Genomic DNA, 18,625 nt, shown 5'->3' with positions numbered 1-18,625 from the left:
GGCTATAATGATAAGACAAGAAGAGAGGGAACTACATATTATGAAAAACATTGATTCAGTACAAAATCCGCGTGTAAAGCAGTGGAAAAAGCTGCAAACGAAAAAAGAACGCGATAAAAAAGGTTTATTTTTTGTAGAAGGATTCCACTTAGTCGAAGAAGCTTTGAAGGCAGGAATTGTAACAGAACTTATCGTTTCAGATCAGACAGACCTTCCGAAAGATTGGACAGTTAATGATGTAGAAATGTATATCGTGCCTGAGGCTATTGTAAAAATACTTCGTGAAACAGAAACGACGCAAGGTGTATTTGCTGTTTGTGAGAAGCATGAGAAAGAAGTAGCTCTTACTGATGGGAAATTCCTTTTATTGGATGGCCTGCAAGACCCAGGTAATTTAGGAACAATTATTCGTACAGCTGATGCAGCTGGTATTCACGCCGTTGTGCTTGGAGAAGGTTGTGTTGATGTTTACAATAGTAAAGTACTCCGCTCTACACAAGGTTCTATTTTCCGCTTGCCAATTGTAAAAGGGAACTTAGAAGAATGGGTAGACAAGTTAAAAGAAAATAACGTTCCTGTATATGGAACAGCTCTTGAAAATGGAGTTCCGTATGGTGAGGTAACTCCGGCCGGAAGTTTTGCATTAATTGTTGGAAATGAAGGAAATGGCGTACGCCAAGAAATTCTTACAAAAACGGATCAAAACTTGTATATTCCGATTTACGGCGGGGCAGAATCATTAAATGTTGCGGTTGCAGCAGGGATTTTAACGTATTATTTACAAAGCCCAGTTGCGAACAAATAAAAAACTTCTTATAATAAGTTGAAGTACATTATATTAAAAGTTAAATAACGAAAAACGTTGATAGAGAAGAGTAGCTTACAAAATCGCCATATAGGGAGAGAGTGCCGTAGACTGAAAGCATTCTTATGGTAGACGGAAGTGAATTCACCTCTGGAGTTGACGCCAGGACCATGTATATGTAAAGGCGTTCCGGTCAGAATTGATCGTTATAACTAATGAGTGGGCAGACTTGTTCTGTCAATTTAGGGTGGTACCGCGAATTTACCTCGTCCCTTTTTGGGAGCGAGGTTTTTTTATTTTTAAAATTAGGAGGGTTCCAAAATGGAAGCACGTTTAAAAGAGCTAAAGCAAAAAGCGTTAGAGCTTATTGAAGAAGCGAAAGAGCTAAAGGGCTTAAACGACGTACGCGTAGCGTATTTAGGAAAAAAAGGTCCAATTACAGAAGTATTACGCGGCATGGGAAAATTATCAGCAGAAGAGCGTCCACGTATGGGAGCATTAGTGAATGAAGTACGTGAAGCGATTCAAACGCGTCTAGAAGACAAAATTAGCAACTTAGAAAAAGCAGTAATTGAAGCGAAATTAGCTACGGAAACAATTGATGTTACATTACCAGGTCGTCCTGTTGAAACAGGTTGTCACCATCCGTTAACAGCTGTTGTTGAACAAATTGAAGATGTATTCATCGGTATGGGTTATGAAGTAGCTGAAGGAACAGAAGTAGAAAAAGACTACTACAACTTCGAAGCACTAAACTTACCGAAAGATCACCCAGCACGTGACATGCAAGATACATTCTACATTACAGAAGAAACGTTACTACGTACACATACATCTTCTGTGCAAGCACGTACGATGGAAAATAATAAAGAAAAAGGCCCAATCAAAATTATTTGTCCTGGTAAAGTGTATCGCCGCGATGATGATGATGCGACGCATTCACATCAGTTCATGCAAATTGAAGGCCTTGTAATTGATAAAAACATTCGTATGAGTGACTTAAAAGGTACACTGCAAGTATTCGTGAAAAAGATGTTCGGTGAAGATCGTGAAATCCGTCTTCGTCCAAGTTTCTTCCCATTCACAGAGCCATCTGTAGAGATGGATATTTCTTGTATGATGTGTCATGGCAAAGGTTGCGGCACTTGTAAAGGAACTGGCTGGATTGAAATTCTAGGCGCAGGTATGGTTCACCCGAACGTACTTGAAATGGCTGGTTATGATTCAAAAGAATATCAAGGTTTCGCATTCGGTATGGGCGCAGAGCGTATCGCAATGTTGAAATACGGCGTAGATGACATTCGTCATTTCTATACAAACGATGTACGTTTCTTACAACAATTCAAACGAGCGTAAGGGAAGGAGAGGATAAATATGTTCGTATCATATCGTTGGTTACAAGAGTATGTAGATATTAAAGATGTAACAGCACAAGAACTAGCAGACAAAATCACGAAAAGTGGTATTGAAGTAGAAGGCGTTGAAGTATTAAATAAAGGTGTAAAAGGTGTTGTAGTTGGTCACGTATTAGAATGTGAAAAACACCCAGAAGCTGATAAATTAAGCAAATGCTTAATCGATATCGGTGAAGAAGAGCCAGTTCAAATTATTTGTGGAGCTGCTAACATTGCAAAAGGTTTAAAAGTGCCAGTTGCAAAAGTTGGTGCTGTACTTCCTGGTAACTTCAAAATCAAAAAAGCAAAACTACGTGGTGAAGCTTCTCACGGTATGGTTTGTGCTCTTCAAGAGCTTGGCATTGATGGAAAGTTAGTTTCAAAAGAATATGCAGATGGTATCTTTATCTTCCCAAGTGACGCTGAAGTTGGTGCAGATGCACTTGAAATTTTAAACTTACACGATGAAGTACTTGAGCTTGGTTTAACACCAAACCGTGCAGATTGCTTAAACATGTTAGGTGTTGCATATGAAGTAGCTGCTATTTACGGCCGTGAAGTAAAACTTCCAGCTATCGACTTACAAGAAACAGCAGAAAAAACTTCTGATTACATTTCTGTAAGTGTAGAAGCGAAAGAAGAAAATCCATTATACATTGCAAAAATGGTGAAGAACGTAAAAATTGGTCCATCACCAATGTGGATGCAAACTCGTCTTATGGCAGCTGGCATTCGTCCAATTAGCAACGTAGTTGATATTACAAACTACATTTTAATGGAATACGGTCAACCGTTACATGCATTCGATTACGATAAATTAGGTTCAAAAGAAATCGTTGTTCGTCTTGCAAAAGAAGGCGAAAAAATTGAAACATTAGATGATCAAGAGCGTACATTACAAAGCCACCATCTTGTAATTACAAACGGAACAAAAGCTTTAGCTGTTGCTGGTGTAATGGGTGGGGCGGATTCTGAAGTTACAAATGAGACAGTAAACGTTCTAATTGAGTCTGCATACTTTGCAGGTCAAACAGTGCGTCGCACATCAAAAGACTTAGGTCTTCGTAGTGAATCAAGTGCACGTTTTGAAAAAGGAATCGACCCAACACGTACATTTGAAGCAATTCAACACGCAGCTGCCTTAATGGCGAAATATGCTGGCGGTGAAGCACTTGAAGGTGTAGTAGAAGCTGATAACTTACAAGTACAAGAGCGTACAGTATCTGTTACTGCTGAAAAAGTAAACCGTGTATTAGGTACAAATATTTCTGCGAGTGAAATGGGTACAATGTTCGCGAACTTGAAATTTCCATTCACAGAAGTAGAAGGAACATTCCATGTAAATGTACCAGCACGTCGTCCTGATATTACAATTTCAGAAGACTTAGTAGAAGAAGTGGGCCGTCTATACGGTTATGACCACATTCCAGTTACATTACCTTCTGGAACGATGACTCGTGGTAAATTAACATCAGCACAAACGAAACGTCGTAAAGTACGTCGCTTCTTAGAGGGTGCTGGTTTATATGAAGCAATCACGTATTCATTAACGAGCGCTGACAAAGCGAAACAATACATGATTGAGCCAAACGAAAAGGCACCTGTAAACCTTGCACTTCCAATGAGTGAAGAGCGTAGCCAACTTCGTTTAAGCTTAGTGCCACAATTGCTAGAAGCAGTTTCATACAATGTTGCTCGCAAAAACGACAGCGTTGCTTTATACGAAGTAGGTTCTATCTTCTTACCAACAGAAGCAGGAGAACTTCCGAAAGAAGAACAACACCTTGCAGGTGTTATGACAGGTCTTGCTCTTCACCATGCATGGCAAGGTGAGAAGAAAGTAGTAGACTTCTTCGTTGTGAAAGGTGTACTAGAAGGACTATTCGACGTACTTGGCGTTTCAAACCAAATCACATATGCACCAGCGAAACGTGAAGGTATGCACCCAGGTCGTACAGCTGACATCGTATTAGATGGCGAAGTAATTGGTTTCATCGGTCAATTGCACCCAGAAGCAGAAAAACAATTAGATGTGAAAAATACATTCGTATTTGAACTATCTCTTGTAAAAATATTCGGTGCAGATGCTGAAGAAACTTACTACTCAGCAATTCCGCGTTTCCCATCTATGACACGTGACATGGCTGTTGTAGTAACAAAAGAAACAAAAGCTGGTGAAATGAAGCAAGTCATTGCTGAAGCTGGCGGAGAACTTTTGAAAGACGTAACACTATTCGACTTATACGAAGGTGAAAAAATGGAAGAAGGCAAGAAATCACTTGCATTCTCTATGACTTACTTCGATGCAGAACGTACGTTAACAGATGAAGAAGTAACAGAAGCGCATAACCGTGTATTAACAACGGTAGAAGAGAAATTTGGTGCGGAGTTACGTAAGTAATTAGAAAATTGCCGGATTCATTCCGGCAATTTTTTTATTGCACAATCGTCGACAGATGTCGGTAAGTCGATATATTACAAAAATCGCTTATATATTTTATGGCATCTTGCATCTTTCTCTCGAATGTAGTACATTAATTTTAGTTTAACAAAATGAAAGACGATGATAAGGAAAAGTAGTATATACTATAATCCAAAGCGAGTCAGGGGCGGTGAGAGCCTGATGAGGCGGTATATGTGAAGAACACCTTGGAGTTGCTAACCGAAATTGAATCTTGTATTCAAGAGTAGACTTAGACGGGAAGCCGGCCTGTTACAAACCGGGAAGTATGTATTACATACGAGTTAAAGTTGGTCTTTATGACAAATTGGGTGGTACCGCGAAGTTTAACCTTTCGTCCCTTTATGGATGAAAGGTTTTTTTGTATTTAAATATATCAGCAAAGGAGAATTTCACTATGGAAAACACATTAGTAAAAAGTCTGTATAGAGATACAGAAAAGTATGCAGGTCAAACAGTACAAGTATCAGGGTGGATTCGTAATTTACGTGATTCAAAAGCATTTGGTTTCATCGAATTAAACGACGGTAGCTTTTTCAAAAGCGTTCAAATCGTTTTCGATACAGAATTAGAGAACTTTAAAGAAATTGCAAAGCTTCCACTTAGCTCTTCAGTGAAAGTAGAAGGTAAAGTAATTGCAACGCCTGGAGCGAAGCAACCATTTGAAATTAAAGCAGAAAAAATTGATATCGAGGGCTTATCAGATTCTGATTACCCACTTCAAAAGAAGCGTCATACGTTTGAATACTTACGTACAATCGCTCACTTACGTCCAAGAACAAATGCATTCTCTGCAACGTTCCGCGTACGTTCTATCGCAGCATTTGCGATTCACCAGTTCTTCCAAGAGCGTGGATTCGTACATGTTCACACACCAATCATCACTGGTAGTGATACAGAAGGTGCTGGCGAAATGTTCCGCGTAACAACACAAGATTTAAACAACGTACCAAAAGGTGAAGACGGACAAGTTGATGAGTCAAAAGACTTCTTCGGTAAAGAAACAAACTTAACAGTAAGTGGACAGCTGAACGCTGAAGCGTATGCATTAGCATTCCGTGATGTATATACATTCGGACCTACATTCCGTGCAGAAAACTCAAACACAACTCGCCACGCTGCTGAGTTCTGGATGGTTGAGCCTGAGATTGCATTCGCTGAGTTAGGCGATGTAATGGATCTTACAGAAGATATGCTGAAATATGCAATGAAATATGTATTAGAGCATGCACCAGAAGAAATGGACTTCTTCAACAGCTTCGTTGATAAAACAGTTCTAGAGCGTATGAACAACGTGATTAACTCTGACTTCGGTCGCATCACATATACAGAAGCAATTAAAGTACTTCAAGAATCAGGTGCTGACTTCAAGTACCCAGTAGAATGGGGTATTGACTTACAAACAGAGCATGAAAGATACTTATCAGAAGAGATCTTCAAACGCCCTGTATTCGTAACTGACTACCCGAAAGACATTAAAGCGTTCTACATGCGTATGAATGAAGATGGAAAAACAGTAGCTGCTACTGACCTTCTAGTTCCTGGCATCGGCGAATTAATCGGCGGAAGTCAACGTGAAGAAAGAATGGACGTTTTAGTAGACAGAATTAAAGAATTAGGTATGAACGAAGAGGACTACTGGTGGTACTTAGAACTTAGAAAATACGGCGGTACAAAACACGCTGGATTCGGTCTAGGTTTCGAGCGCTTCCTAATGTACATCACTGGTATGGCTAACATCCGTGACGTAATTCCATTCCCAAGAACTCCAGGTTCTTCTGAGTTCTAAAATATGAAAAAAGCGAGAGGATTTCCTCTCGCTTTTTTGTTTGCATAGTTTATGACCCCGTAGCAAAAAGTAACGCGAAGGGGTGAGTATAAAATGAGTAAAAAAGTGAAAAAAGATCATTCAAGATCGAGCCTAGGTTCTCCGGAAGTAGAAGGACAAGGAACGACGACACATGAAACAGGTTCTCATAAGGTATCTTCATCTAATAAGAAGCAGAAACAAAGCTAACATAAAAAAGGAGAGTCTTAGGGGCTCTCCTTTTTATGTATTACATCTTGTTATCGTTAATCTCTTTTGTAATTTGATCTATGTCTTTGTCTAATCGATCTAAATAGAAAAACCATAGTAAACTCATGAACACGTGATAGATGGCCATAACGCTAAGGCTATCAGATATGTTTTCGAATGTGGATTTAGTAGTGAAGAAAGTGCCCCAAACATTAGAAATAATGAAGTAAGAAAGTGGACCTACGAGATGTACGAAAACATATAATAACTTTTTCACTTTTACAGCGTTTATATAAATTCCCTCCTTTAAATTATTGAATGCAGGCTTTTCACTTAGTATCTGAATGTTTTCTCTAATTTTGAACTGTCTTTCGTGTGGATCGCCTAGTAAAATATTTAGAATCATTTGTAGAAGTAGCAATGGGAATCTCCTCATATGTTAGAATAATCTGTATATTGTAATTGTCACAAAACTATAAGGACAATAGTAGGGTGAAACAAAAAACAGGAGTTTGTAGGCTCCTGTTTTTGTCGATACTATTTTAATAAGCGAAACGCCTTCTCCGTATTAGCGAAATGCAGTTTCACAAACTCGGGTAATCGTTCTTTACCAAGCTTTTGAATTAATTTAGCTGCAGCAATATCAACTTGTTTACCAGCACCTTTTGGAAGTGGCATACCAGCTTTTTTGCTTAGTTCGTCAAACTGTTTTACGAATGAGTAGCGAGCTAAAATAGAAGCAGCGGCTACTGCTAAATGGACGCTTTCACCTTTCGTCGCGAAATAAACATTTTCACGCTGTACCTGTTTTTGTTTTGCTAAATATTTATAGTATGTATCAGGTTGTGTGAATTGATCGATTAAGACGCCTTCAGGTTTTGTAGGTGCCATTTTACCTAATAAGTTTGTAATAGCTTTATTATGTAGCAAGGCTTTTAGCTTACCTTGGTTGTTTCCTTTATCAAATAGCTCGTTATATTTTTCATTATGAAGGACAAGAGAGCTGTAAGGAACAACATGTAGAAGTTGTTTCGCAATGGCAGTAATTTGATCGTCATTTAAGTTTTTAGAGTCTTTTACACCAAGTTCTTTTAGTAGTGGAATTTGCTTTGCATCTACATATACAGCAACGACTGTCATCGGTCCAAAGAAATCTCCCGTACCAACTTCATCAGACCCTACAATAGACATTGTACTGATGGAAGCAGGCGGTGCATAACGATGTGAATCGACAGTTTTTTTTACAGCTGTTTTGGGTGTTTGAGAGACAGTTTGCCAACGAGAAGCTTCTGCTTCAGCGCGGCCTCCTTGGAACATTACTTTTCCAGATTTATACGCTGTAATCGTGCAAGATGGTACCTTTGCCATGAAGATCCCGCCTTGCGGAGTTTTCGGGCTAAGCGAATGTTTATATTGTTGTTTCATGTCTTCAATTACTGTAGAATTTGTTTGAATTACGATAGAATTTGACATAATGGTCGCCCCTTTTTTTATATTGTTATTTTTATCATATCGGATTGTTCTTTCTGTTTCCATATTATGAAGGTTCATGGTATGATAAACTTTAGGATTCTGTACGTGATTGGAGGCCGGTGAGTTGTCACAACAAAAGGGAAAGAAAAGTCGAATTAATGTAGAAATCTATGGTCAACAATATTCAGTTGTTGGCGATGAAAGTACAAGTCATATCCGCATGGTAGCAGCGATTGTGGATGATAAAATGCGCGAACTCAATGCCAAGAATCCTTCGCTTGACACGAGTAGACTAGCGGTATTGACGGCGGTAAACGTCATACACGATTACATAAAATTAAAAGAAGAACATGAGAAATTGAAAGAAAGTATGACAAAAAAAGGAATGGAATAACATGATTGATATTATTATCATTTTACTGCTTGTTATGGGATTTTTCCTCGGCTTACGCAGAGGGTTTATTCTGCAACTTGTAAAGTTAACAAGCTTTATTATCGCATACCTTGTTGCATACTGGTACTGTAAAGATTTAGCGCCAGCACTTGCGAAATTTATTCCGTATCCATTTGATAAAAACGTATCTGTTCCAGAATGGATTGATGCAAATAATATTGAGACAGTATTTTATCAAGCGCTTGCGTTTATCATATTGTTTATTATCACTAAAATTGCACTTTCATTACTTGGTAATTTGTTAAATATGTTTGCAGAAATACCGGTTTTAAAGCAAGTAAATGCGTTTGCGGGGGCAATCCTCGGATTTTTAGAAGTATATATTATTTTGTTTGTCTTAATTATCATTGGAAACATACTTCCGATTGAACAAGTACAAACACCATTACAAAAATCATCAATTAGCAAAATAATTGTAGACGATACACCGATTCTATCTGAAAAGGTGAAGGAACTATGGCAGACAGGTAGCAGAGTATAACTTCTCTTTTTTCGGAAAGAGAAGTTTTTTTCTATGAAAGAAAGGCGGGGCAATGATGAAAGTAAATAAAAAACAAGTTATCAAATTATTAGAGACAATCGGGCTTTTTATGGAACTAAAGGGTGCGAATCCATTTAAAATATCTGCATTTCGTAAAGCGGCAGCAGCATTAGAAAGTGACGATCGTAGTCTTTCTGAAATTGAAGATTTCACAAAGATTCCAGGCATCGGAAAAGGAACAGCAGCCGTTATTCAAGAATATATAGAATCGGGAACATCTGAAGTATTACAAGAACTTGAGAAAGAAGTACCAAGTAGCTTATTGCCGTTATTAAAACTACCAGGACTTGGTGGTAAGAAGGTAGCTAAGTTATATAAAGAACTTGGTGTTGTTGATATGGAATCGCTAAAAGCTGTTTGTGAGGAAAATAAAGTACAGGCTTTAGCAGGTTTCGGTAAGAAGACAGAAGAGAAAATATTAGAAGCAATCGATCAAGTAGGCTCTCGTCCAGAGCGTTTACCAATCGCGATGGTATTGCCTATTGCCGGGGAAATAGAGGAGAAATTGTCGAATATTGCTGAAGTAATTCGTTTCTCTCGCGCTGGTAGTTTGCGCCGCGCGAGAGAAACAGTGAAAGATTTAGATTTTATCATTGCAACGACAGAACCAGCAGCGGTACGTGAGCATTTACTACAATTCGATAATATGATTGAAGTAATCGCAAGTGGAGATACGAAAGTTTCGGTTCGTCTTCAATATGAATATGATATTTCAATCGATTTTCGTTTAGTAAAACCAGAAGAGTTTATTACAACTCTTCACCATTTCACAGGATCAAAAGACCATAACGTAAAAATGCGTCAAATCGCAAAAGATAGAGGCGAGAAAATTAGTGAGTACGGTGTAGAAAACTTGGAAACAGGTGAAGTGAAAACATTTGAGAATGAAGAAGACTTCTTCGCTCATTTCGGTCTGCCATTTATTCCGCCAGAAGTGCGTGAAGATGGAAAAGAAATTGAATTAATTAAAGAGTATCCGAACTTAATTCAGTTTTCCGATATACAAGGTGATTTACATATGCATACAACTTGGAGTGACGGTGCTTTTTCTATTGAAGAAATGGTACAAGCGTGCCGTGCTCGTGGATATAAGTTTATGGCGATTACTGATCACTCGCAATATTTGAAAGTAGCGAATGGTTTAACGAAAGAGCGTCTTCGTGAGCAAGCGAAAGAAATTGAACGTATGAATGAAAAGTATCCAGACATTACAATTTTACGCGGAATTGAAATGGACATTTTACCAGATGCCTCGCTTGATTTTGATGATGAAGTATTAGAAGAATTAGACTATGTCATTGGAGCGATCCACTCTAGCTTCTCACAAGACCGTGAAACGATTATGAAGCGTCTGCGTACTGCACTTGAGAATAAACATGTCACAATGATTGCTCATCCGACAGGACGTCTTCTCGGGCGCCGTGAGGGTTATGATGTAGATACAGATTTATTAATTGAACTCGCAAAAGAGACAAATACAGTTTTAGAATTAAATGCGAATCCGAACCGTCTAGATTTAAGCGCGAAATTATTAAAACAAGCACAAGATGCTGGTGTAAAAGTAGCGATTAATACGGATGCTCATACACTTGAAATGTTAGAAGATATGGAAACAGGTGTAGCTGCAGCACGTAAAGGTTGGATTCAAAAAGATAACGTGATTAACACGTGGGATATTGAACGTTTATTAGACTATATTAAACGTAATAAGTAACACAAGGGGGACCTGCAACATGTTAGAAAGAACGTTGCGTGTATTAGAATACAATAAAGTAAAAGAACAATTACTTGAACATACAGCCTCTTCACTTGGCCGTGATAAAGTGAAGCATTTAGTGCCGAGCACTGATTTTGAAGAAATTGTAGAAATGCAAGATACAACGGATGAAGCAGCGAAAGTCATTCGTTTAAAAGGTAGTGCACCATTAGGTGGCATTACGGATATTCGTTCAAATGTGAAGCGTGCAAAGATTGGAAGCATGTTAAGCCCGAATGAACTACTTGATATTGCGAATACGATGTATGGTAGTCGCAATATGAAACGTTTCATTGAAGATATGGTTGATAACGGTGTCGAGCTTCCGATTTTAGAAACTCATGTCGCTCAAATTGTATCTTTATATGATTTAGAAAAGAAAATTACAAATTGCATCGGTGATGGCGGTGAAGTAGTCGATAGCGCGAGTGATAAACTGCGTGGTATTCGTACTCAAATTCGTACTGCGGAAAGTCGTATTCGTGAAAAGTTAGAAAATATGACGCGTTCTTCAAACGCGCAAAAGATGCTGTCTGACTCGATTGTAACGATTCGTAACGAACGTTACGTAATCCCAGTAAAACAAGAATACCGCGGCGTATATGGTGGTATTGTTCACGATCAATCTGCTTCTGGACAAACGTTATTTATTGAACCGCAAGTCATTGTAGAATTAAATAATGCACTACAAGAAGCACGAGTGAAAGAAAAACAAGAAATTGAACGTATATTATTAATGTTAACAGAAGAAGTGGCAGTAGAAGCCGATATCGTTTTATCAAACGTAGAAGTAGTTGCAAATCTTGATTTCATCTTTGCGAAAGCTTTTTATGCGAAGCGAATTAAAGCAACGAAACCAATCGTAAATAACGAGCGTTATATGGATTTAAGACAAGCTCGTCATCCGCTAATCGATCCAGAAATTATTGTGCCAAATAACATTATGCTAGGTAAAGATTTCACGACAATTGTTATTACAGGACCGAATACAGGTGGTAAAACAGTTACGCTGAAAACAGTTGGTATTTGTGTATTAATGGCGCAATCTGGTCTTCACATTCCAGTAATGGATGAGTCAGAGATTTGTGTATTTAAAAACATCTTTGCTGATATTGGTGATGAGCAGTCGATTGAACAAAGCTTAAGTACGTTCTCCTCACATATGGTGAACATTGTAGATATTTTAGAAAAAGCTGATTTTGAAAGCTTAGTTTTATTTGATGAATTAGGTGCTGGAACAGACCCGCAAGAAGGTGCTGCACTAGCAATTTCGATTTTAGATGAAGTATGTAACCGCGGTGCTCGTGTTGTTGCTACGACGCATTACCCAGAATTAAAAGCATACGGATACAACCGTGAGCAAGTTATTAATGCGAGTGTTGAGTTTGATGTAAATACATTAAGTCCAACTTATAAATTATTAATCGGTGTACCAGGTCGCAGTAACGCCTTTGAAATTTCAAAGCGCCTTGGATTATCTGATCGCGTTATTGATCAAGCACGTAACCACATTAGTACAGATACAAATAAAATTGAAAATATGATTGCGAAGTTAGAAGAAAGCCAGAAGAACGCAGAGCGTGACTGGAACGAAGCAGAGGCACTTCGCAAACAATCTGAGAAACTTCATCGTGAGTTGCAACGTCAAATTATTGAGTTTAACGATGAGCGTGATGAAAAATTATTAAAAGCGCAAAAAGAAGGGGAAGAAAAAGTCGAAGCTGCGAAGAAAGAAGCAGAAGGTATTATTCAAGAACTTCGTCAATTGCGTAAAGCACAGCTTGTAAATGTGAAAGATCATGAGCTTATTGAAGCGAAGAGCCGTCTAGAAGGCACAGCGCCAGAGCTTGTGAAGAAACAAAAAGTAAACGTAAAAAACACTGCGCCGAAACAACAGTTACGGGCAGGTGATGAAGTAAAAGTATTAACGTTCGGTCAAAAGGGTCAATTACTTGAAAAAGTAAGTGATACAGAGTGGAGCGTACAAATCGGTATTCTGAAGATGAAAGTAAAAGAATCTAACATGGAATACATTAACACACCGAAGCAAACAGAGAAAAAAGCAGTCGCAAGTGTGAAGGGTAGAGATTACCACGTTTCATTGGAACTTGATCTTCGCGGTGAACGTTATGAAGATGCAATGATGCGCGTTGAAAAATATTTAGACGATGCCCAGCTTGCAAGTTATCCTCGTGTATCAATCATTCACGGTAAAGGAACAGGAGCGCTTCGCCAAGGTGTACAAGATTACTTGAAGAAGCACCGCGGCGTGAAGAATTACCGTTACGGTGACATGGGCGAGGGAGGCCTAGGCGTAACAGTTGTCGAATTAAAATAGAAAACAACGAAACAAAGGGGAAACCATTATATGTTTATGGACAAACTTGCAAAAGTATTGTTAGCTTGTTGTGGAATATTTTTGGTGATTGGGGTTATTTATTTAGTTGTTTTTGCGAATTGAAAAAGCGTCAATCGTGGCATAATGATATTGCCATAGATTGACGCTTTTAATATATGTGAAAAGGAATAAAACATGAAAATCAACCAATACATAAGCGAAGCAAAATCCTGCTCAAGACGTGAAACAGATCGCCTCATTAAAGCTGGACGCGTGGCTGTTAACGGCGAAATATGTACGCACGGTGCACTCGTGAGCGATGGTGATGTAGTAACGATTGATGGGCAGGTTATTGCAAAAGAAGAGAAAGAGAAGGTGTATATAGCCTTTCATAAGCCGGTCGGAATTACTTGTACAGCAGCCGATCATATTGAAGATAATATTATTGATTATATCAATTATCCAGAGCGAATCTTTCCAGTTGGGCGATTAGATAAAGCATCAGAAGGACTTATCTTATTAACGAATGACGGTACGATTGCGAATCAAATTTTACATGGTGATCATGAGCACGAGAAAGAATATGTTGTCACAGTCGATAAACCTTTTACGGACTGGTTTATTAATGAGATGTCCAGCGGTGTAAAGATTAAAGATGGTATGACGAAGCCGTGTAAAGTGACGAGAGTCGATCAATCAACATTTCGTATCATTTTAACGCAAGGGATGAACAGGCAAATTCGTAGAATGAGCCGTGCTTTCGGGTTTACTGTAATAAAGCTAAAGCGAGTACGCATTATGAATATAGAGCTAAATGAGCTTGAAGTAGGAAAGTGGAGGAGCGTTACATCGGAGGAATTAGACATTCTAATAGATCAGTTATAGGGAGGAAAAGTTTTCTCCCAATATTTTTTTGTCAGAAAAAATAAAACTATTGATTTTTTAAAAAATAGCCCATATAATAAAAAACAACAAGTTTCGACAAGATATTTTATAAAAGTAATGATGAGGACATGAGTTGTATTTTACGATTCTCAGAGAGGGGAGCCTTAGGCTGTGAGCTTCCTAATACGAAAAGACAAGCTTACCACCTCTAAACTTCAAGAGTGAACTGCATACATGATGCATTGTAATTCTTGACGGATAAAACCGTTATCAATTTACACGAGCTATAAAATGAGCTTATTTTGCTATAAATTCATTTTATTAGAATAAGGGTGGAACCACGATTTCAACACTCGTCCCTTTGTTAGGGACGGGTGTTTTTTGCGTTCTTTTACGGGGAAGTGTGCTTGAAAGAGGATATGTGACGGATTATTTTTCAGAATATTTTGTTAATTAATTATTTTAGGAGGTTAGTAGAAATGAAATCATCTTTAAAGTTTTCAGAGATGTTTGCAATAAGTTTAATGTTATTTGCACTGTTTTTTGGTGCAGGTAATATGATTTTTCCACCAGCGTTAGGGCAAGGTGCTGGAACGGACGTATGGATCGCGCTGTTTGGTTTTATTGTAACAGGCGTTGGACTACCTTTATTAGGCGTAATTGTTATAGCTTTAAAGGGAGATATTAATGAGCTAGCAGGACGTGTACATCCTATATTCGCACTTGTTTTTATCACTGCCATTTATTTATGTTTAGGCGTATTCGTAAGTGTGCCGCGTACAGGAACAGTAGCTTATGAGATGAGTGTTGCACCGTTTTTACCAAGTGAGATAGCAGGTCAGTCATATCCACTTGTTATCTTTACACTTATTTTCTTTGCAGTAACTTTCTATTTAGCTTTAAATCCTTCGAAATTAGTGGGGCGTATTGGTAAAGTGCTAACTCCAATATTATTAGCTGTTATTGCAATTATCGTAGGTAAAGCACTTATTACACCAATTGGAGAATTTGGTGCACCGACAGAAGTGTATAGTGCTCCTCTCTTCAAAGGATTTATTGATGGATATTTAACTTTAGATGGACTTGCAGCACTTGTATTCGGAAATGTTGTAATTCATGCGTTAAAAGAAAAAGGCATTACAAATAAAAATAGTATTGCAAAAGTAACAATCTTTGCAGGATTTATTGCAGCGCTTGGTCTACTACTTGTGTATTTAGCGCTTGCTTATCTTGGAGCTTCTAGTGTGTCACTTGGAATGGGCGCAAACGGAGGAATTATTTTAACAAATGTGGTGAATCATTTATTTGGCAGTTACGGAACTTTATTACTAGGGATCGCAATTACAGCAGCGTGTTTAACAACTTCTGTAGGTATTGTTGCAGCTTGTGGTGATTACTTCTCTTCCTTATTACCAAAGCTTTCTTATCAAAAAGTCGTTTTCATTTTCTGTGTATTAGCATTTATGGTAGCAAATCTTGGGTTAACTCAGTTAAATGCATTAGCATTACCAATCTTAATCGCTATTTATCCAATTGGAATCGTACTTATCGTATTATCACTTGTTGAAAACTACGTTCGTCTTCCATTAGCGATGTATGTGGGGGGGATTGTAGGAGCATTTGCAATCAGTTTCTTTGATGGATTACACAATGCAAACCTTCAAATTGCAGCGCTAGCACCTATTTTAGATAAGATTCCATTATATAGTGTAGGAATTGGTTGGTTAGTTCCAGGCATAATCGGTATAGGATTTGGTTATATAGTTTCTAAGTTTCAAAAGCAGGAAATTGCTGTAGAAAAATAGAGAAAAGAGGCTTTCTATAATAGAAAGTCTCTTTTTTTGTAGAAAAAGCCATATATAGAGAAATTCAGATATTAAAAATTTTATACGTAATATAGTTGACAAAAAATTTATGAGTAGGCTAAGATTGACTTAGTTGTGGAAATATTGGAAGGGAAGTGAGGGATAAGGGGTTTCTATAACTATAGTGTTGTTATGGGAAGAGGTGAAAGAAGAGGCGAAGAGATAGTTTATTTTTTTTGATTTATATTGAGAATGATAATCAATAAAAAAGTTTTATAATTTTTTCTCAGTTTCTATGCCTTTGTATAAGGAATAGGGTGAGATATTATTTTTAATATTCAATGAGAATGATAATCAATAATACTTATGTTACATAAAAGAATGCTAATTAAATAATAGGTAAAAGAGATTATTTTTTTCTTATAAATTGAGAATAATTATCATTTTCAAAAAGTGAAATGAAAGATAACCAAGGAGGAAACAAGAAAAATGAAAAAGGTTTCTGTATTACCCGCTTTTATTATAACGTTCGTATGTATGCTAGCTTTTCTTGTAATGCCATACGGAAATGCTTCAGCAAAACTAGCTGATGGTACTTACGATATTAATTACGTAATTCAAAAAGCGGAAAATGATTCAGCTTCAATGGCAAATGACTATTTTGAAAAGCCAGCAAAATTAGTAGTGAAAAACGGTGAGATGAGAGTACAAGTTCCGATGAATCATAGTGCTTGGATTACAGAATTTAAAGCACCAGAGAACGGGGATTTTGTTGATGCGAAAGTTGTTAGTAAAGATGAATCGGCAGATAAAAGAACAGTAGAGTTTAAAGTAGATGATTTATCCAAACCGGCAGCTGTAAAAATTCATGTTGTTGTACCAAATGCAAACTATGACCACCACTACACAATTCGTTTTGCTTTTGATGCAAATGTAAAAGCTGTAGGTGGCGATAACGGCGTAGCTGCTACTACAAAAAATAATGATCAAGCGAAAACAGATACACAAGTAAAAGAAGAGAAAACAAAAGTAGAGAGTAAGGAAACAGCTAAAGAAGTGAACAAAGAAACAAAAAATGAAAATGGAAAAGCTGAAAAAACAGATAATCCAAAAACAGGCGATGAAGCACGTATTGGATTGTTTGCAGCGTTAATTCTTATTTCAGGTGCTTTCTTAATTCGTAAAGTGAAGTTGAGTAAATAAATCTTTTGAAGGGTGATGAATATATGTTTAAACAATTTAAAATGATTATTGCCGTATTTGGTGTTTTATTTACGTTTATCGCAACACTAGGTTTACAAGATGCAAAGGCTGCTACAAAACTAGCTGATGGAAAATATAATATTGCTTTTACTGTATGGAAAGGCGATAAAGATGAATCGTCTAGAATGAATAGTTATTTTGAAAGCCCAGCAACATTAACAGTTAAAAATGGAAAACAATATGTTTCATTTAAAGTGAAAGATAGTGCTTCTATTAAAAGTTTCCAAGTAGAAAAAGATGGTCAATTTGTAGAAACAACCGTGTTAAGTGAAAACAAAAAAGATAATACTAGAGTTGTAGAATTTGAAGTTGCTGACTTGTCAAAAAAACTAAATGGCAAAGTGAAAATTAATATTCCAATTATTAATTATAATGCTTCGTATGATATTCGCTTTGTATTTGATGGGAATAGTATTAAATAATTTTCAAAAGGGAGAGTCGTTCCATTGAACAGGTATACAAAAATTATTGTTGCTATGTTTTTAATAATATTTACATTTGTATCAACATTACAACCACTTGCAGTTCAAGCAGCTACCAAGTTGGCTGACGGTGAATATTCAATTGGCTTCAAAGTTTTAAAAGATACATCAGATGAAGAATCAATGATGAATCAATATTCAGTAAGCCCGGGAACTTTAAAAGTGAAGGGTGGGAAAAAGAAAGTATCCTTTACATTAACAAATAGTTCATGGATTACGAAGTTTGAAACAGAAAAAGCAGGTAAGCTAGTTGCGACAAATGTAATTAGTGAAGATAAAGAAAAAGATACAAGAGTAGTAGAATTTGATGTAGAAGATGTAGAGAAGGTATTAAATGCAAAAGTAAAAGTAGATATTGATTTTTTAAATTATCATCATGAGTACGACGTTCGTATTGCATTTGATCAAAATAGCATTACACCAATTCATGTAGAAAAACCAAATGAAAAAGAGGACCCAGCTAATAAGCCAGATCCAAATGAAACTACCGATCCAGGTCAGAAGCCCGACCAAAAGCCTGACCCAGATCAACAACCAAATTCTAACACAATTACAGATGGTGCGTACAGCATTCCATTTAAAGTGTTAAAAGATCAAACAGATGAAGAATCTAAGATGAATACTTACATGGTAAATCCAGGAGTATTAAAAGTAGAAAACGGTAAGAAAAAAGCAATTGTAACACTAAAAAGCAGCTCATTAATTAAAAATTTCCAAACGGAAAAAGATGGCGCATTTGTTGATGCAAAAGTAGTGAGTGAGGATAAGGAAAAAGATACAAGAGTAGTAGAGTTTGAAGTAAACGATTTATCTAAAAAACTAAATACAAAAGTATTTATCGAAATGGCATCAAGAAATTATAAGCAAACGCATGATGTACAACTTTTATTTGAACAAGATAAACTTGAACAAATTAAAAATGAAGAGAAACAACCAGAAGTAGAAAAACCA

Annotated in this window: 16 protein-coding genes and 3 other annotated features; of the genes, 14 read left to right on the top strand and 2 right to left on the bottom strand. The window is 37.2% G+C overall.

All coding sequences use genetic code 11. The annotated features are described in order from the left end of the window. The first annotated feature begins 7 nt into the window (after nt 1-7). From CN409_RS23335 to CN409_RS23315, 5 genes are all read left to right on the top strand, one after another. Nucleotides 8-805, top strand: coding sequence for a TrmH family RNA methyltransferase (locus CN409_RS23335; RefSeq protein WP_003309975.1), 798 nt, complete (start codon nt 8-10; stop codon nt 803-805). A 48-nt stretch (nt 806-853) separates the two neighbouring features. Continuing rightward, nucleotides 854-1,082 (top strand) — a binding site (T-box leader). Nucleotides 1,083-1,126: 44 nt separating this feature from the next. Further along, the gene (gene pheS / locus CN409_RS23330) at nt 1,127-2,161 is read left to right on the top strand and encodes a phenylalanine--tRNA ligase subunit alpha (protein ID WP_000388222.1); all 1,035 of its coding nucleotides are present in this window, start codon (nt 1,127-1,129) and stop codon (nt 2,159-2,161) included. 18 nt (nt 2,162-2,179) lie between these two features. Beyond that, the gene (gene pheT / locus CN409_RS23325; protein ID WP_000498180.1) at nt 2,180-4,600 is read left to right on the top strand and encodes a phenylalanine--tRNA ligase subunit beta; all 2,421 of its coding nucleotides are present in this window, start codon (nt 2,180-2,182) and stop codon (nt 4,598-4,600) included. A gap of 153 nt (nt 4,601-4,753) precedes the next feature. Continuing rightward, nucleotides 4,754-5,005 (top strand) — a binding site (T-box leader). A gap of 52 nt (nt 5,006-5,057) precedes the next feature. Continuing rightward, complete coding sequence (asnS, locus tag CN409_RS23320) at nt 5,058-6,449, top strand: asparagine--tRNA ligase (protein ID WP_000432189.1); 1,392 nt, start codon at nt 5,058-5,060, stop codon at nt 6,447-6,449. Between the two features lie 93 nt (nt 6,450-6,542). Continuing rightward, on the top strand, nt 6,543-6,677 hold the full coding sequence (locus tag CN409_RS23315; RefSeq protein WP_000039593.1) for a YuzL family protein: 135 nt from the start codon (nt 6,543-6,545) through the stop codon (nt 6,675-6,677). Between the two features lie 40 nt (nt 6,678-6,717). On the opposite strand, the gene CN409_RS23310 is transcribed toward CN409_RS23315, so the two are convergent. Together CN409_RS23310 and rnhC are read right to left on the bottom strand one after the other, a co-directional pair. Then, nucleotides 6,718-6,969 carry a hypothetical protein gene (locus tag CN409_RS23310; RefSeq protein WP_141527738.1) on the bottom strand — a complete coding sequence of 84 codons (252 nt, stop codon included), beginning with the start codon at nt 6,967-6,969 and terminating at the stop codon, nt 6,718-6,720. Between the two features lie 245 nt (nt 6,970-7,214). Then, nucleotides 7,215-8,150, bottom strand: a complete 936-nt coding sequence (gene rnhC, locus CN409_RS23305) for a ribonuclease HIII (RefSeq protein ID WP_000071595.1) — start codon at nt 8,148-8,150, stop codon at nt 7,215-7,217. A gap of 124 nt (nt 8,151-8,274) precedes the next feature. Between rnhC and zapA the strand changes: the two genes are divergently transcribed. The 9 genes from zapA to CN409_RS23255 all read left to right on the top strand — a co-directional run. Then, nucleotides 8,275-8,544: a cell division protein ZapA gene (zapA, locus tag CN409_RS23300; protein WP_000082701.1), complete on the top strand. Its 270-nt coding sequence runs from the start codon at nt 8,275-8,277 to the stop codon at nt 8,542-8,544. Nucleotide 8,545: 1 nt separating this feature from the next. Then, complete coding sequence (locus CN409_RS23295; RefSeq protein WP_000565409.1) at nt 8,546-9,085, top strand: CvpA family protein; 540 nt, start codon at nt 8,546-8,548, stop codon at nt 9,083-9,085. Nucleotides 9,086-9,140: 55 nt separating this feature from the next. Further along, nucleotides 9,141-10,859: a DNA polymerase/3'-5' exonuclease PolX gene (polX, locus tag CN409_RS23290; RefSeq protein WP_000867525.1), complete on the top strand. Its 1,719-nt coding sequence runs from the start codon at nt 9,141-9,143 to the stop codon at nt 10,857-10,859. A 19-nt stretch (nt 10,860-10,878) separates the two neighbouring features. Further along, nucleotides 10,879-13,239 (top strand): endonuclease MutS2, encoded by a 2,361-nt coding sequence (locus CN409_RS23285; protein WP_000893725.1) that lies wholly within the window; start codon nt 10,879-10,881, stop codon nt 13,237-13,239. 195 nt (nt 13,240-13,434) lie between these two features. Then, complete coding sequence (locus CN409_RS23275) at nt 13,435-14,124, top strand: 23S rRNA pseudouridine(2604) synthase RluF (protein ID WP_097981785.1); 690 nt, start codon at nt 13,435-13,437, stop codon at nt 14,122-14,124. Between the two features lie 108 nt (nt 14,125-14,232). Next, nucleotides 14,233-14,488 (top strand) — a binding site (T-box leader). Nucleotides 14,489-14,603: 115 nt separating this feature from the next. Further along, entirely contained in the window at nt 14,604-15,929 is a 1,326-nt protein-coding gene (gene brnQ6 / locus CN409_RS23270) for a branched-chain amino acid transport system II carrier protein BrnQ6 (protein WP_000842652.1), read from the top strand. Between the two features lie 489 nt (nt 15,930-16,418). Beyond that, nucleotides 16,419-17,132, top strand: a complete 714-nt coding sequence (isdC, locus tag CN409_RS23265) for a heme uptake protein IsdC (protein ID WP_000757958.1) — start codon at nt 16,419-16,421, stop codon at nt 17,130-17,132. A gap of 23 nt (nt 17,133-17,155) precedes the next feature. Next, nucleotides 17,156-17,614 carry an NEAT domain-containing protein gene (locus CN409_RS23260; protein WP_000476176.1) on the top strand — a complete coding sequence of 153 codons (459 nt, stop codon included), beginning with the start codon at nt 17,156-17,158 and terminating at the stop codon, nt 17,612-17,614. A gap of 24 nt (nt 17,615-17,638) precedes the next feature. Further along, nucleotides 17,639-18,625 (top strand): NEAT domain-containing protein (locus CN409_RS23255; protein ID WP_170955804.1); only part of this gene is annotated, 987 nt, incomplete at its 3' end.

Source organism: Bacillus sp. AFS012607 (assembly GCF_002558005.1).
In the GTDB taxonomy this organism is placed as follows: Bacteria; Bacillota; Bacilli; order Bacillales; family Bacillaceae_G; genus Bacillus_A; species Bacillus_A thuringiensis_S.
This window is presented reverse-complemented; position numbering and strand designations above follow the sequence as displayed.